This is a genomic window from Erwinia sp. (genome assembly GCF_049696395.1).
In the GTDB taxonomy this organism is placed as follows: Bacteria; Pseudomonadota; Gammaproteobacteria; order Enterobacterales; family Enterobacteriaceae; genus Erwinia.
On record NZ_JBAVTT010000122.1, the window covers coordinates 16,360 to 30,970 of the forward strand.

The 14,611-nt window shown below is 55.2% G+C and carries 17 protein-coding genes and 1 riboswitch; of the genes, 13 read left to right on the forward strand and 4 right to left on the reverse strand.

Translation table 11 applies throughout. The features are described 5' to 3' along the window. The first annotated feature begins 92 nt into the window (after window positions 1–92). A riboswitch (molybdenum cofactor riboswitch) is annotated at window positions 93–223 on the forward strand. From moaA to WCC56_RS15635, 6 genes are all read left to right on the forward strand, one after another. Beyond that, the gene (moaA, locus tag WCC56_RS15610; protein ID WP_424693273.1) at window positions 210–1,199 is read left to right on the forward strand and encodes a GTP 3',8-cyclase MoaA; all 990 of its coding nucleotides are present in this window, start codon (window positions 210–212) and stop codon (window positions 1,197–1,199) included. Its footprint overlaps the riboswitch before it by 14 nt. A 17-nt stretch (window positions 1,200–1,216) precedes the next feature. Continuing rightward, window positions 1,217–1,732, forward strand: coding sequence for a molybdenum cofactor biosynthesis protein B (moaB, locus tag WCC56_RS15615; protein WP_424693258.1), 516 nt, complete (start codon window positions 1,217–1,219; stop codon window positions 1,730–1,732). Between the two features lie 4 nt (window positions 1,733–1,736). After that, entirely contained in the window at window positions 1,737–2,222 is a 486-nt protein-coding gene (gene moaC / locus WCC56_RS15620) for a cyclic pyranopterin monophosphate synthase MoaC (RefSeq protein WP_424693259.1), read from the forward strand. Continuing rightward, window positions 2,215–2,460 (forward strand): molybdopterin synthase sulfur carrier subunit, encoded by a 246-nt coding sequence (gene moaD / locus WCC56_RS15625; RefSeq protein ID WP_424693260.1) that lies wholly within the window; start codon window positions 2,215–2,217, stop codon window positions 2,458–2,460. The genes moaC and moaD overlap by 8 nt, the downstream gene beginning before the upstream one ends. Beyond that, entirely contained in the window at window positions 2,461–2,913 is a 453-nt protein-coding gene (moaE, locus tag WCC56_RS15630; RefSeq protein ID WP_424693261.1) for a molybdopterin synthase catalytic subunit MoaE, read from the forward strand. Window positions 2,914–3,000: 87 nt separating this feature from the next. Next, the gene (locus tag WCC56_RS15635; protein ID WP_424693262.1) at window positions 3,001–4,095 is read left to right on the forward strand and encodes a DUF1615 domain-containing protein; all 1,095 of its coding nucleotides are present in this window, start codon (window positions 3,001–3,003) and stop codon (window positions 4,093–4,095) included. Window positions 4,096–4,101: 6 nt separating this feature from the next. Here the strand turns inward: WCC56_RS15635 and WCC56_RS15640 are convergent, their stop codons facing one another. Beyond that, a complete protein-coding gene (locus WCC56_RS15640) occupies window positions 4,102–6,048 on the reverse strand; it encodes a methyl-accepting chemotaxis protein (protein ID WP_424693263.1) in 1,947 nt (648 codons plus the stop codon). 275 nt (window positions 6,049–6,323) lie between these two features. On the opposite strand from WCC56_RS15640, the gene WCC56_RS15645 reads away from it, so the two are divergent. Continuing rightward, the gene (locus WCC56_RS15645; protein ID WP_424693264.1) at window positions 6,324–7,034 is read left to right on the forward strand and encodes a Bax inhibitor-1/YccA family protein; all 711 of its coding nucleotides are present in this window, start codon (window positions 6,324–6,326) and stop codon (window positions 7,032–7,034) included. A gap of 34 nt (window positions 7,035–7,068) precedes the next feature. Here WCC56_RS15645 and WCC56_RS15650 read toward each other — a convergent pair whose 3' ends face one another. From WCC56_RS15650 to WCC56_RS15660, 3 genes are read right to left on the reverse strand one after another with little or no spacing between them, the layout of a single operon-like run. Beyond that, a complete protein-coding gene (locus WCC56_RS15650; RefSeq protein ID WP_424693265.1) occupies window positions 7,069–8,037 on the reverse strand; it encodes a lysylphosphatidylglycerol synthase domain-containing protein in 969 nt (322 codons plus the stop codon). Beyond that, a complete protein-coding gene (gene clsB / locus WCC56_RS15655) occupies window positions 8,037–9,281 on the reverse strand; it encodes a cardiolipin synthase ClsB (protein WP_424693266.1) in 1,245 nt (414 codons plus the stop codon). The genes WCC56_RS15650 and clsB overlap by 1 nt, the downstream gene beginning before the upstream one ends. Beyond that, window positions 9,278–10,039, reverse strand: coding sequence for an endonuclease/exonuclease/phosphatase family protein (locus WCC56_RS15660; protein WP_424693267.1), 762 nt, complete (start codon window positions 10,037–10,039; stop codon window positions 9,278–9,280). The genes clsB and WCC56_RS15660 overlap by 4 nt, the downstream gene beginning before the upstream one ends. 182 nt (window positions 10,040–10,221) lie before the next feature. On the opposite strand from WCC56_RS15660, the gene WCC56_RS15665 reads away from it, so the two are divergent. From WCC56_RS15665 to rhlE, 6 genes are all read left to right on the forward strand, one after another. Further along, window positions 10,222–10,611: a YbhQ family protein gene (locus WCC56_RS15665; RefSeq protein WP_265911795.1), complete on the forward strand. Its 390-nt coding sequence runs from the start codon at window positions 10,222–10,224 to the stop codon at window positions 10,609–10,611. 121 nt (window positions 10,612–10,732) lie between these two features. Next, window positions 10,733–11,284, forward strand: coding sequence for a cytochrome b (locus tag WCC56_RS15670; protein ID WP_424693268.1), 552 nt, complete (start codon window positions 10,733–10,735; stop codon window positions 11,282–11,284). 29 nt (window positions 11,285–11,313) lie between these two features. Continuing rightward, a complete protein-coding gene (locus tag WCC56_RS15675) occupies window positions 11,314–11,841 on the forward strand; it encodes a tetratricopeptide repeat protein (protein WP_424693269.1) in 528 nt (175 codons plus the stop codon). Window positions 11,842–11,871: 30 nt separating this feature from the next. After that, window positions 11,872–12,387 carry an RNA polymerase sigma factor gene (locus tag WCC56_RS15680; protein ID WP_424693270.1) on the forward strand — a complete coding sequence of 172 codons (516 nt, stop codon included), beginning with the start codon at window positions 11,872–11,874 and terminating at the stop codon, window positions 12,385–12,387. Continuing rightward, window positions 12,384–13,163, forward strand: coding sequence for an anti-sigma factor family protein (locus tag WCC56_RS15685; RefSeq protein ID WP_424693271.1), 780 nt, complete (start codon window positions 12,384–12,386; stop codon window positions 13,161–13,163). Before WCC56_RS15680 ends, WCC56_RS15685 begins: the two co-directional genes overlap by 4 nt. 211 nt (window positions 13,164–13,374) lie before the next feature. Then, on the forward strand, window positions 13,375–14,611 hold a 1,237-nt coding region (gene rhlE / locus WCC56_RS15690), incomplete at its 3' end, for an ATP-dependent RNA helicase RhlE (RefSeq protein ID WP_424693272.1).

Genomic DNA, 14,611 nt, shown 5'->3' on the forward strand with positions numbered 1-14,611 from the left:
AAAAACGTTATATATCAAAATACATAGCGAAAGACTGTTGTGGCAAGACCTTGCCGTTAGCGGTAGAATTTCACCACCCTGATATACCGGTGTTCGGTATATCACACTTAGCCCTGACACCTAAGTCTCCTGATACGGTGTCCTGGCCGCAACCTCGAGTTGCCAGGGTGCAGAAAGAAATGCCTGCATCTCCCGATTTGGAAGGTGTTCTGGTGTCACAATTTCAAGATAGCTTCGATCGCAAGTTTTACTACCTGCGTCTGTCGATCACTGACGTCTGCAATTTCCGTTGCAACTACTGCCTGCCTGACGGTTATAAACCGCAGGGCAACAGCAATAAAAGCTTCTTGTCGCTGGAGGAAATTCGGCGTGTTACCCGTGCCTTCGCGGCGGCGGGAACGGAAAAAGTGCGTCTGACCGGCGGCGAACCCTCCTTACGTCGCGACTTTACCGAGATCATTGCCGCGGTGCGTGAAAACAGCGCCATCAGGCAGCTGGCCGTCACCACCAATGGTTATCGTCTGGCTCGGGATGTGGCGCAATGGCGTGAAGCCGGTCTGACTGCGCTCAACGTCAGCATAGACAGCCTGGATGCCCGTCAGTTTCATGCCATCACCGGTCAGGATAAATTCCAGCAGGTGATGAACGGCATTGATGCTGCCTTTGAGGCCGGTTTCAGCAAGGTGAAAGTGAACACCGTGCTGATGCGGGACATCAATCATAATAGCCTGCAAACCTTTCTGGAGTGGATCCGCACCCGGCCCATTCAGCTCCGCTTTATCGAGCTGATGGAAACCGGCGAGGGCGGCGATCTGTTCCGCAAACACCATATTTCCGGTGAGGTGATCCGTGCCAGCCTGCTGTTGCAGGGATGGGTTCGCCAGGCCAGCGAGCGCAGTGCCGGACCGGCGCAGGTGTTCCGCCACCCAGATTATCAGGGCGAGATTGGCCTGATCATGCCTTACGAAAAAGATTTCTGTGCCACCTGTAACCGTCTGCGGGTTTCCGCTACTGGCAAGCTTCACCTCTGCCTGTTTGGCGATGGCGGCGTTTCGCTGCGTGATTTGCTGCAAAACGACGATCAGCAGGATGAGTTACAGGAGCGCATTGCCGCCAGCCTCAGAACCAAAAAGCAGACGCATTTCCTGCATCAGGGCAACACGGGCATTACGCAGAATCTCTCTTATATTGGCGGTTAACACTAAGGACGTTAAAAATGGGCAAACCTTCGGCTGAATTTGTGCCGCTCAACGTAGCTGTTCTCACCGTCTCTGACAGTCGCGATGCGACCAGCGACAGCTCTGGCGATTATTTCCGGGAAGCGCTGACCGAAGCGGGTCACCAGGTGCTGGATCACGCGCTGGTGAAAGACGATCGTTACCGTATTCGCGCGGTGGTTTCCAGCTGGATAGCCAGCCGTGATGTGCAGGCTGTTTTGATCAACGGCGGCACTGGCTTTAATACTAAGAACTGTACGCCAGAAGCGCTACTGCCGCTTTTTGACCGGGAAATTGAGGGCTTTGGCGAGCTGTTCCGCATGGTCTCTTATGAAGATATCGGCACCTCAACGTTGCAGTCTCGTGCCGTTGCTGGCGTGGCGAATGGCACGGTGATCTTTGCCGTACCGGGTTCGACCAATGCCTGCCAGAGCGCGTGGGAGAGGATCATTCAGGAACAGCTGGATGCCCGTACCCGTCCCTGTAATTTTGTTTCGCATGTGAAGAAGCCCTAACGTTATGTCGCAACTTACCCATATTAATGCCTCCGGCGAGGCGCACATGGTGGATGTCTCCGCCAAAGCTGAAACAGTGCGCGAAGCGCGTGCTGAAGCCTTTGTGAAGATGCATCCTACTACCCTGAAGATGATCATCGACGGCAGCCACCATAAAGGTGATGTGTTCGCCACCGCGCGAATCGCGGGGATCCAGGCTGCCAAGCGCACCTGGGAACTGATCCCGCTTTGCCATCCTTTGCTGCTCAGCAAAGTGGAAGTGACACTTTCTGCTGATGTGGAAAACAGCCAGGTACGCATTGAGTCGCTTTGTCGTCTGACCGGTAAAACGGGGGTTGAGATGGAAGCCCTGACCGCCGCCTCCGTGGCCGCGCTGACCATCTACGATATGTGCAAAGCGGTACAAAAAGATATCAGCATTGAGATGTGCCGTCTGCTGAGTAAAAGCGGCGGAAAATCCGGTGATTTTCAGGCGGTGAGTCATGATTAATGTACTGTTTTTTGCCCAAACGCGTGAACTGGTTGGCACAGGAAGCGTTACCGTCACCAGAGATTATACAACGGTAGAAGAGCTACGTGCCGTGCTGGCCGCTAAAGGCGATCGCTGGTCACTGGCGCTGGAGTCCGGCAAGGTGCTCTCGGCAGTGAACCAGACGCTGGTGTCGCCGCAGCATAAGCTCAAAGCGGGGGATGAAGTGGCTTTCTTCCCGCCGGTTACCGGGGGCTAAATGGAAACGCGGATCAGAGTAGGGCAGGCGCCGTTTGAGATGGGCGAAGAGTATCGCTGGCTGGCGGCCTGTGATGAAGACGGTGCGGTGGTGACCTTCACCGGGAAAGTGCGCAACCACAATCTGGGTGACAATGTGTCGGCTCTGACGTTGGAGCATTATCCGGGAATGACGGAAAAAGCGCTGGAAGAGATCGTGGCAGAAGCGCGTGAACGCTGGCCGATGCAGCGCGTAACGGTGATCCACCGTATTGGCGAACTGTTCCCTGGTGATGAGATCGTGATGGTTGGCGTCAGTGGCGCACACCGCGCAGGGGCGTTTGCTGCTGCCGAATTCATTATGGATTACCTGAAAACCAAAGCCCCGTTCTGGAAGCGTGAAGCGACGCCAGAAGGTGACCGTTGGGTTGAATCGCGCGACAGCGATCATCAGTCCGCAGCGCGTTGGAAGTAACTGGCAGCAATCAGCCACCTCTCATGGCGTATTGCCGCCTCGCTGTGTACCCTTCGACAAGTCGCTATTTAAAGAACAAGGAAAGTCATGATCCGTTCCCTCCCCAAACGACTCTCGCTGCTGGCACTGATGGTGCTGGCGGGCTGTACCAGCCAGCCTAAAAAGCAGGTCCCCGAGCAGCGTCCTGCGGATGTGAAAGCGCAGATCTCCCGGTTGCTTCCGGCAAAGGTGAGCGACCGTCAGGCCTGGAGCAACGATATCTTCGCGGCCTTCAACGGACAGGGGCTGGATCCTTCGGTCTCAAATCTTTGTTCGGTGATTGCGGTAACCGATCAGGAATCCACCTTTAACGCCGACGCGAATGTGCCCGGTTTGCCGAAAATCGCCTGGGGCGAAATCGATCGTAGGGCAAGCAAGTTGCATATCCCTTCTTTCGTTGTTCGCACTGCGCTACTGATCAAATCACCCAACGGCAAGAGCTACACCGAGCGGCTGGATAACGTGCGCAGCGAGAAAGAGCTGAGCGCCATTTTCGATGATTTTATCGACATGGTGCCGATGGGACAGAAACTGTTTGGCAATCTGAATCCGATCCACACCGGCGGCCCGATGCAGGTAAGCATTGAGTTCGCCGAGGCTCACGCTAAGGGCTATCCGTATCCGGTTGACGGTTCGATCCGCCGCGAAGTGTTCAGCCGTCGCGGCGGCGTCTGGTTTGGGACGATGCATTTGCTGGGTTACCCGGCGGATTACAGCCGCCAGATCTACCGTTTTGCGGATTTCAACGCCGGATGGTATGCCAGCCGCAACGCGGCTTTCCAGGCCGCCGTCTCGCGGTTGAGCGGGATTAAGCTGGCGCTGGACGGGGATTTGATTCAGTACGGTTCTGATGCGGCGGGGTCAACAGAGTTGGCGGTCAGGACGTTGAGTAAACGTCTGGATATGAGCAACCGTACCCTGCGTAATGCGCTGGAGAAGGGCGACAGTGAAGACTTTGTGAAAACAGAGTTGTGGCAGAAGGTGTTTGCGATGGCCGATAAAAATGCTGGCAGACCTCAACCGCGTGAGATGCTGCCAGGCATTAAGCTGGAGAGTCCAAAAATCACCCGCAATCTGACCACGGCCTGGTTTGCCCAGCGAGTCGACGGACGCTACCAAAGCTGTCTGGCGCGCGGGAAATAGCGGACGTTACGCGGCATCCAGCCGGAAAATCTGTACGGTTTGCGCCAGCTGCTTCGCCTGGTCTTCCAGCGAAGCGGCGGCGGCAGACATCTGCTGAACCAGCGCGGAGTTCTGCTGGGTGGCGCCATCCATCTGATTAACGGCCACCGTCACCTGCCCAATCCCCTGTGACTGCTCATCAGAGGCGTGCACAATCTCGCCAATAATGGTCTTCACCGAGTTCACCGCCGCAGTCATCTCCTGCATGGTTCTGCCAGCGTCCTGAACCAGCGACACGCCCTGATTCACCCGCAGTGTGGATTCCCCAATCAGTCCTGAGATATCTTTAACCGCGTTGGCACTTCGCTGTGCCAGGCTGCGAACTTCCGCCGCCACTACCGCAAAGCCACGACCTTGCTCGCCCGCGCGGGCAGCTTCTACCGCCGCATTCAGCGCCAGAATATTGGTCTGGAAAGCAATGCCGTTGATGATGCTGGTGATCGCGCCAATTTTGCGTGAACTGTCGTCAATCTGCTGCATAATCTGCACAACTTGCTGCACCAGTAACTCACCGCGCTGAGCAATATCGGTGGCGTTCTCGGTCAGGGACGTGGCCTGATGGGCGTTGTCAGCATTGTGCTTTACCGTTGCGGTCAACTGCTCCATGCTCGCGGCGGTTTGTTCCAGTGCGGCTGCCTGCTCTTCGGTACGGGAAGCTAAATCCAGATTACCGGAGGCAATCTCTTCAGCCCCCTGACGGACTGAATCGCTGGCGGAGATAATCTCGCCGACCATGGTTCTCAGCTGCTGCTGCATCGTCTGCATGGCGAAGAAAATACTCTGACGGTCACGTTCGCCAACCGGGATCTCCGCCGTCAGATTGCCTTCGGAGACACCCAAAGCAATGGCTGCGGCTTGGGAAGGTTCGCCGCCGATAGGTTTTGATATCTTGCGGCTGAACAGCAGGCCCAGCACCGAGCAGACAATCACAATACTGAGAATCATCATGATCAGCGCGTGTATCAGTTGGCTGTTGGCTGCTGCCATTACCGCACTGACCGGCGTCACAATGCCTAAATACCACGGGAACTGGCTGTTGCCGATGGTGACCGGACGCCAGGTTTCCAGCACGTTTTCGCCCAGTACAGGGTCAAAATGCTCCACTACCTGCTGCGTAAATTTGTCTGTCTCTCCTTTATAAGGTTTGCCAGACAGGGCTTTATCCGGGCTGGAGACCACCAGACCTTTGTTGGACAGCAGCAGCGCATAGCCCACGCCTTCCCACGGCTTGATAGCGCCCACGGTTTTCTGAAGCGAGGCGAGCGAAATATCAGAAGTGACCACCGCTTTCAGTTTGTTATCGTCAATGACCACGGCCGCCACTGACGTCAGCAGCGTTGGCACGCCGTTATAGGCGTAGCTGTAGGGTTCAATCAACGTATCCTGCTGCAGTTTTTGCGGGATCAGATAGTAGTCACCCTGGCCTGGTTTGAAGATAGAGTCGAGGTTATGTAAGGCGAAATTGCCGCTGCTGTCGCGATCAACAAAGCGTGCAAAGCGACCTTTGGGCGCGGAGTCAGGTTGTTGGGCAAAGTCGGCATCGCGGCCATCAAAGGCGTTTTCTTCGAAAATCACTGACATCGACAGATAGTCAGGATTTTGTTTAAGGCTGTACTTCATCAGCTCTTCGCCGATTTTACGGTCGGTAATACCAGCGGGGGGAAGGGCGATCAAACTTTGTCCCAGATTACGCGCTACGGTGCGGGCATAATCCAGATCCTTTTGTACGCTCAGGGCATTGCTTTCGGCAATCTGTCCCAGATAGTTCTCTGCCAGCTTGCGCTGCTGCTGGCTGGACTGCCAGCTGAGAAAACCAATGGTGAGAGTGAAGCCAAGGGTGATGGTCAGGGCTCCGGTCAGGAGCATAAGCGTGCGAGTGCTCATTTTCCGCTTAGGTGACGGCTTACTGTGCATTGAGGCTTCCCCGGTGTAAGAGATGACGCGTATTAACTTCCTGTCCGTTTTTCTCCCTGTGTTCACTCTATCGGCAAAATATGGACAATCTTTATGCATAACCTGCACGTTTTAGCCGGTCATCGCTAACGCCTGATAAACGCTTACGTAAAAAGCCCGGAGCGGGACTGGCTTATCTTCCCCGGAGTGTGCCAGACTTAACGACGACCAGGGCGAGGGCCAGTCACGCCATTTCCCTGAGATCACATCGCTAATTTGAGAATCAGGAGAGCATCATGGATCGATATCCACGTTCCGACAGTTCTATGGTTTCGCAGGCCAATACGGGTCTGCAGACTTATATGGCACAGGTGTATGGGTGGATGACCTGCGGTCTGTTGCTGACCGCATTTGTTTCATGGTTTGCCGCCAATACCCCTGCGGTGATGGAGATGGTTTTTGCCAACCGTATCACCTTCTTTGGCCTGATCATTGTGCAGCTGGGGCTGGTGTTCGTGTTATCCGGCATGGTGCATAAGCTAAGCGGCGCGGTGGCTACCGGCCTGTTTATGCTGTATTCAGCGCTGACCGGGTTAACCATGGCGAGCATTTTCCTCGTTTACACCTACTCTTCCATAGCCGGGACTTTCCTGGTCGCTGGTGGCATGTTTGGGGCAATGAGCTTCTGGGGTTACACCACCAAGCGCGACCTGAGCGGCATGGGCAGCATGCTGTTTATGGCGTTGATTGGTCTGGTGCTGGCTTCGGTAGTGAACATCTGGCTGAAGAGCACAGCGCTGATGTGGGCCGTGACGTATATTGGTGTGCTGGTGTTTGTGGGCCTGACGGCGTACGACACGCAGAAGCTGAAAAATATCGGTGAGGGGATCAATGTTGAAGACAAAGAGAACCTGCGTCGTTTTTCCATTATGGGCGCACTAACGCTGTATCTGGACTTTATCAACCTGTTCCTGATGCTGCTGCGTATTTTCGGTAACCGCCGCTAAGCCTGAGGGGGCGAAGCTTTTCGCCCCCTTTGTTCTAAGACTGTTTTTCCATCTCCCTTTCGTTTTTCGCCCGCAATGTTTTCGCCCGACTCTCCAGCCACAGATACAGCACCAGCGCCAGCAACAGCGGGGCAATAAAGTAGATAACCCGGTACGCCAACAGCGCGGCAATAATCGATCCGTGGGACAAGTGCTCTCCGCCAAGCAAGGCGAGGAACACTGCTTCCAGCACGCCAATCCCGGCAGGGATATGAATAATCACCCCGGCAATACTGCTGATCAGCAACACGCCAAGCACCTGCGGATAGTCGACTTTCTGCGCCAATAGCAGCCAGATAATCGCACCCATCACCAGCCAGTTAGCGCTGGAAACCGCAAACTGCAGCACCGCCATCCGGAAAGAGGGCAGCGCCAGCTCGTGGCCTTTTACCGTCCAGCGGCGGCGTTTAGAGAACGCGCACAGCGCCAGATAGACCACCACAAACACCAGCAGGGCTGCGCCAATAGTTCTCAACGTTCCTTCACCAATAAACCAGCCTGAAGGGATCGGCACCCAGCCTGAGGTGAAGATCACGCCAGCTACCAGCACATACCCTAACCAGTTAGTGGCGATACTCAGCGAGAAGATTCGGGTGATGGTACTGCCATCAAGCCCGAGCCGGGAATAGAGCCGGTAGCGCATAGCCACGCCGCCAACCCAGGTGCTGAGCGTCAGATTAAAGGCATAACAGATGAACGACACCAGCATCACCTGGCGCTTTTGCAGTTTGTGGCCGCAATAGGCCTGGCCAATCAGGTCGTACACGCCGTAGGTGAGATAGCTGACCACCACCAGCGCGATGGAGGCGAAGATAGCGAAGCGGTTGTAATTGCTGATCACCTCAACTACGTCATGCCAGTTGACCTTGCGGGCATAAATAACCAGCAGCACGATGACGGCGATAAAAAACAGCCAGGTGAGAATTTTCTTCACCCACTTCCAGCGGGAATGCGTTGCAGACATCAGGGATTTACTCGCTCTTTATCGGATTCAACACGATCCTGGGTTTCCAGCTCAGGCTGAACCGGTGGGGCAATTTGCGCCAGCTTCGGCGTGTGTGCGGGCAGCCAGCCTGCAATGGCCGGGAAGTGACGCAGAAAATGGAACACCACGATGTTTTTCGCCAGCTGACGCCAGTTTTGTTTTGGCAGCTGGCTCTCTTCCACGCGCTGGCAATCCTCCGTCAGCAGGCGGTTCAGATTGCCACGAATCACTTCGTTGAAGGTCCGGTCATGGATCATCAGGTTAGCTTCAAGATTCAGCGACAAGCTCAGCGGGTCAAGGTTACTTGAACCCACCGTGGACCAATGGTCGTCTTGCACAGCAATTTTGGCATGCAGGGGACGACGAATGTATTCGTAAACCTCCACGCCGCCGCCCACCAGATAGTTATAGAGCAACTCTGCGCCCACTTTCACAATCGGCATATCTGGCTCACCCTGCACAATCAGCTTCACCGACACGCCACGCTGTGCGGCATTGCGCATCTCCCGCAGCAGCTTATAGCCGGGGAAGAAGTAGGCATTGGCGATGATCACCTCCTTCTTCGCGCTGCGCAGCATATCGATATAGTGCTGCTCAATATCATCCCGGTGCTGGTCGTTGTCCCGCCAGACAAACAGAATCTGGGCTTCCCCAGGCGTTGCATTTTTTGCCGGGCGATGTGAGCGGCCTCCCCACCATCGACGGGTAACCTGTTCACTGTTAATCGCCTGCTGCACGTAGCGCGTGATGTCATCAACGATCGGTCCTTTCACCTCCACCGCATAATCTTGTTTGGCTTGCGGACCGAAACTGGCGTTGTGCTCAGCAGAGAAGTTGATGCCGCCGACGAAGGCAATTTCACCGTCGCAGACCAGGATTTTGCGGTGCAGGCGACGGAAGATATTGGTTCGCATACCCAAAATCAGCGGGCGGGGATCGTAATACAGAAAACGCACGCCGGCTGACGTCAGGCTGTTCACAAACTCATCTGACAACTCGTTGGAGCCGTAGCCATCCACCATCATCTCTACTTTTACGCCACGGTTTGCCGCTTCCAGCAACACCTTGTGTAACTCTTTTCCAACGTCGTCTTCAAAGAGGATGAAGGTCTCCAGCAGCACGGTTTCACTGGCTCGCCGGATGGCCTCAAAGACGCGAGGGAAATATTCTTCGCCGTTTTCCAGCAGCCGCAGGCGGTTGCCGTCACGCCATTCCATATTCATAGGTGGATCTCCACAGCCAGCGGGGCGTGATCGGAAAGGTGTGACCAGGGCCGCAGAGGAATAGTCTGCGGATGGCTGATCCCGGCGTTACGTACGTAGATACGGTCAAGACGCAACAGGGGAAAGCGGGCAGGGAAGGTACGGGCCGGACGACCAAACTTGCGGCTAAACACCTCTTCCAGCGCTGCGCCTTTTTTCAGCACGGCATTGGCTTTTTGCTGCCAGTCGTTGAAATCCCCCGCCACCACAACCGGCGCCTCTGCGGGCAGGCTGTTCACCAGATCGCAAAGCAAATTCAGCTGCGCATGGCGATGGGCATCCTTCAAACCAAGGTGCACACAAATGGCATGCAACGGCTGTTCATGGCTGGGGATTTTGATCTGGCAATGCAGCAGCCCGCGTTTTTCCGTGCCTTCTACCGAGATATCGCGGTTTTCAAACGCCAGGATCGGGTAGCGGGACAGAATGGCATTGCCATGATGTCCATCGGGGTAAACCGCATTGCGGCCATAGGCATAATCGTTCCACATGGTGTCAGCCAGAAATTCGTAATGAGGTGTGTCAGGCCAGTTCTCAACCTTTAATTGGTTGAGGGCAGGCGCTCCCATCACCTCTTGTAAGAAGACAATATCCGCCGCGGTTGCTCGCACTGCGTCACGCAGTTCTGGCAGGATAAAACGGCGATTAAAAGCGGCAAAACCTTTGTGCGTATTGATCGTCAGGACTTTTAGTGAAAATCCTTGCGCATTTTGTGACATACTGTGTGCGCTCTCCTTTTCAAGGTATGAAGAGTAAAGTGTAGTCTTTGTCACAAAAGAGTGCCCTGAAACGGCGTTCTTTGCGGCATTATCCGAAAACTAAGTTAGTCTGAGGAAATTCGTTATCACTTACTGTGTTAACAAGGCTGGGCGACCTCTGTTGGGTCTGCCAGGAGAAGAAAATGAAATGGTCTAACCGTATTCAGATTGTCACCGGACAAACCTGTGTACATATCGCGCTCCACCTTCTGCTGATTGCAGGGTTGGTGTGGGGTTGGAAGCACCAGGCATTGCTGCAGGTCAGCACGGTATTTCTGGCGATGTATGCCAGCGTGTTTGCCGCCATGTTGTTGACTCAGCGACTGCCACGCCTGCGCCGGGTTGGAGACTTCTTAGAAGATGTCACCACCACCTACTATTTTGGCGCGGCGATGTTGGTGCTTTACATGCTCTCCCGCGTGATCCACAACAACCTGCTGTTGGGTTGTGTTGGTGTGCTAATGCTGACCGGACCCTGTGTGGTCTCTCTGCTGGCTAAAGAGCCTGTTCGCGCTCGCCAGCGTCACCGCTAAGCACAACAGGCCACGAAAGTGGCCTGTTCTTTATAAAAACCTCCCTCCTTAGAACAAAACGACCTGAATAAAATCCGCCCCTGAGCTGTTAACCCTGTAATGACTCACGGGGAACTCCATCATGCACCAGACTTCAACTACTGCTCACTACGACCGGCTGACCATTGCGTTGCATTGGCTGACCGCGCTGGACGTCATTTTTCTCTTTGCCAGTTTTCAGGTGTGGTCACGGCTGGAAAAAGGCACGCCGCTGCGGCATGACCTGCAATCACTGCATATCTCTTTTGGCCTGCTGCTGGCAGTGCTGATGGTGGTCCGTATTGTCTGGCGCATTAGCAAAGGCCGCCGTTTGCCGGCTGCAAGCCCTTCAAGAGTGGCCCATATTGGGGCGAAATCCGTGCACGGCCTGCTGTATTTATTGCTGATTGCTCAGGTGGTTTTAGGTTTCCTGTTTCGCTGGGCTCAGGGCGAACCTTTCGCCTTCTTCGGCTTCGGCGATCTGTCCGATCTGGTGTATATCGAAAGTTCCATGCGCAAGCTGTTGGGATCGCTTCACTACTACAATGCCTGGCTGATTGTTGTGCTGGCGGGAGGCCACGCTGTGGTGGCACTGCTGCACCATTACGCGCTGCGCGACGGCACCTTAAAACGCATGATCCCAAAACTGAAATAACCTTGTCGTACTCTACCGGAGCCACAAAAATGAAGACCCAATTCAGTCGTGTGTTGTGCCTGGCCGCCTTATCTGGCGTGCTGGTGAGCGGAATGGTCCACGCCATGGGCGATGACGATGACAAGCCGCCAACCTGTCCGAAAGGGCAGATCTACGATAAAAAAGCCAAAAGCTGTGTGGCTGATAAAACCAGCATGATCAATGATCAGGATCGAACCGCCTATGCTTACGCGCTGGCGAAAGCAGGACGTTATGATGAGGCGCTGCAAACGCTGGATAAGTTGAAACAGCCCAATACGGCCAAAGCCTGGAATTATCGCGGTTATGCCACCCGCAAACTGGGGCGAACCGACGAGGGGATTGGCTACTATCAGAAATCTATCGCACTCGATCCGCAATACGCCAAAGTTCGTGAATATCTGGGTGAGGCGTACATGGTGAAGCAGCAGCCCGCGCAGGCGCGTGAGCAGTTGAATATCATTAAAGGCATCTGTGGCACGGGTTGCGAGGAGTACCGCGATCTCTCAGCCGCTATCGACGGACATCCGGAGAGTTAGTCAGGTGAAAGACAGGCTTAAGGAGCACCGGTGAGTCACCACGATATTCGTGCTGAACTGCCTCTCTATCTGGCGCGTTTATGGCGTTACGGGCTGGTGCTGTCCCGCAAACGGGATGTGGCCGAAGATTTGGTGCAGGCAACGTGCCTGCGCGCACTGGAAAAAAGCAGCCAGTATGTTCCCGACACTCGCCTGGACCGCTGGCTGTTTACCATATTGCATTCGGTGTGGATCAATCAGGTTCGTGCCACTCATCTGACCCGGCAGCAAAACATCGATGAACTTGACGAGCTGGCTTTTCAGGTCAATGAGAGCGATGCCGATCATCTCTGGGCGCAGCAGGTACGTGAACGGATCAATCGCCTGCCGGAAGCGCAAAGAAATGCGGTGTTCCTGGTCTATGTTGAGGGCTTTACCTATCAGGAAGCCGCTGAAACGCTGGTTGTCCCCATTGGCACCATTATGAGCAGGCTGGCAAATGCCAGACAAGCTCTGGCCAAAGGCGTGGCGACGGGCGTCAGACGGAACAAAAGGGGAGAATTATGACCCAGTGGCAGAACGGCGCGCCGGTTTCCGATGAGGTGCTGGTGGCCTGGCTTGATAACCAACTCACGGCTCAACAGCATCAGCAGGTGGAAAAAATGCTCAGCAATGACCCTGAGTTGGCAGAGCGCCTGGCTGAGCTCGATCGCGCCAGCGTAGATTTTCCGGCGGCTTTTGCCCCTTTGCTGCAGGAAGCGCCTCAGGCTCGTTTGCAACAAAGACTGGCGGACTCTCTGGTGGAGCCTCAGCAGTCGCCACCCCGTGGTGTCAGCCGCAGAACATTGATCGCCGCAACAGTGTCTGCGCTGGCGTTGGGCGTCGTGGGGGGCCTGAAAGGCAAGCGGTTGTTTGATAATGATGACGGCTGGCGGGACAGCGTTGCGCAGTATATGGCGCTTTACACCCATCAGACTTTTGAAGGCGTTTCACCTTCAGCCAGTGCCATGGAGCAGCAGTTAGCCCGTGTCAGCAGCCACCTTGGTTTGCCGCTTTCTGCCAGCGCATTGACGCTTGCGGGCAGCGAGTTTAAAGGTGCCAGAATGCTGAGTTACGACGAGAAAGACATCGCACAGATTGTCTGGGACGACCCACAAAGTGGGCCACTGGCGTTGTGCGTTACTGACGCTGTTCACGCCTCAGATCAGGGATTCGCCGAAGAGAAACGTCGGGGGATGAACGTGGTGTACTGGCAGCAGCAGCAGCACAGCTTTATGCTGATTGGCCACAAGCCAGCGGCAGAGTTACGAAAAGTGGCCAGCAGTCTGTCGGCAGCGGTCTGATATTGCCCGACGGATACTCCGTGAAGTCGCTGTAAATTTACCCACACAAAGAATATCTCTCTGTGCGGGCACAACATCTGTTATAATCCGCCTCTTACGCACCGTGGTTTGTGCTCCCTTTCAAACGTCAGGCGAAGCCTGGCGTCATATTCTCCCCCTGGAAACTACATCGCTTACCGCGATCAGGGCGGATCCGGAGTCAGTCAATTTTATGTCATTTGATTCTCTCGGCCTGAACGCCGATATTTTGCGTGCTGTTGCAGAACAGGGTTACGACGAGCCTACGCCGATCCAGCGTCAGGCAATCCCGGTAGTGTTGGCAGGTCGCGACCTGATGGCCAGCGCGCAAACCGGTACCGGTAAAACCGCTGGCTTTACGCTGCCGCTTTTACAGCTGCTGAGCAGCGAAAATCCGCACCCTAAAGGTCGTCGCCCGGTTCGTGCGCTGATCTTAACCCCAACCCGTGAGCTTGCCGCTCAAATCGGGGAAAACGTTCGGGATTACAGTAAGTACCTGGACCTGCGTTCGCTGGTTGTTTTCGGCGGCGTAAGCATCAACCCGCAGATGATGAAACTGCGCAGCGGCGTTGACGTGCTGGTCGCTACGCCGGGTCGTCTGCTGGACCTGGAACATCAGAACGCGCTGGACCTCTCTAAAGTGGAGATCCTGGTGCTGGATGAAGCCGACCGTATGCTGGATATGGGCTTCATTCACGATATCCGTCGCGTGCTGGCAAAACTGCCTGCCAAGCGTCAGAACCTGCTGTTCTCCGCCACCTTCTCTGACGAGATCAAAGGCCTGGCCGAGAAACTGCTGCACAATCCAGAAGAAGTGTCTGTGGCTCGCCGCAACACGGCTTCAGAGCAGATCACCCAGCACGTTCATATGGTTGATAAGAAGCGTAAGCGTGAACTGCTGTCGTTCCTGATTGGCCGTGATAACTGGCAGCAGGTGCTGGTCTTTACCCGTACCAAGCACGGGGCTAACCACCTTGCTGAACAGCTGAACAAAGATGGCATCACTTCTGCTGCTATCCACGGGAACAAAAGCCAGGGCGCACGTACACGTGCTTTGAGCGACTTTAAAGAAGGCAAAATTCGGGTGCTGGTTGCCACGGATATCGCTGCCCGCGGGATTGATATTTCCGAGTTGCCACACGTGGTGAACTTTGAGCTGCCAAACGTACCGGAAGACTATGTGCACCGTATTGGTCGTACCGGCCGTGCAGCGGCTACCGGCGAAGCCTTGTCTCTGGTTTGTGTCGATGAGCTGAAACTGCTGCGTGATATCGAGCGCGTGTTGAAGCGTGAAATTCCACGCATGGCGATTGAAGGCTACGAGCCGGATCCGTCAATCAAAGCTGAGCCGATCATCAACGGTCGTCAGCAGCGTGGCGGAGCAGGCGGCGGCAATGGTGGCGGCGGCCGCGGTCGCGGCGCACCTGGCG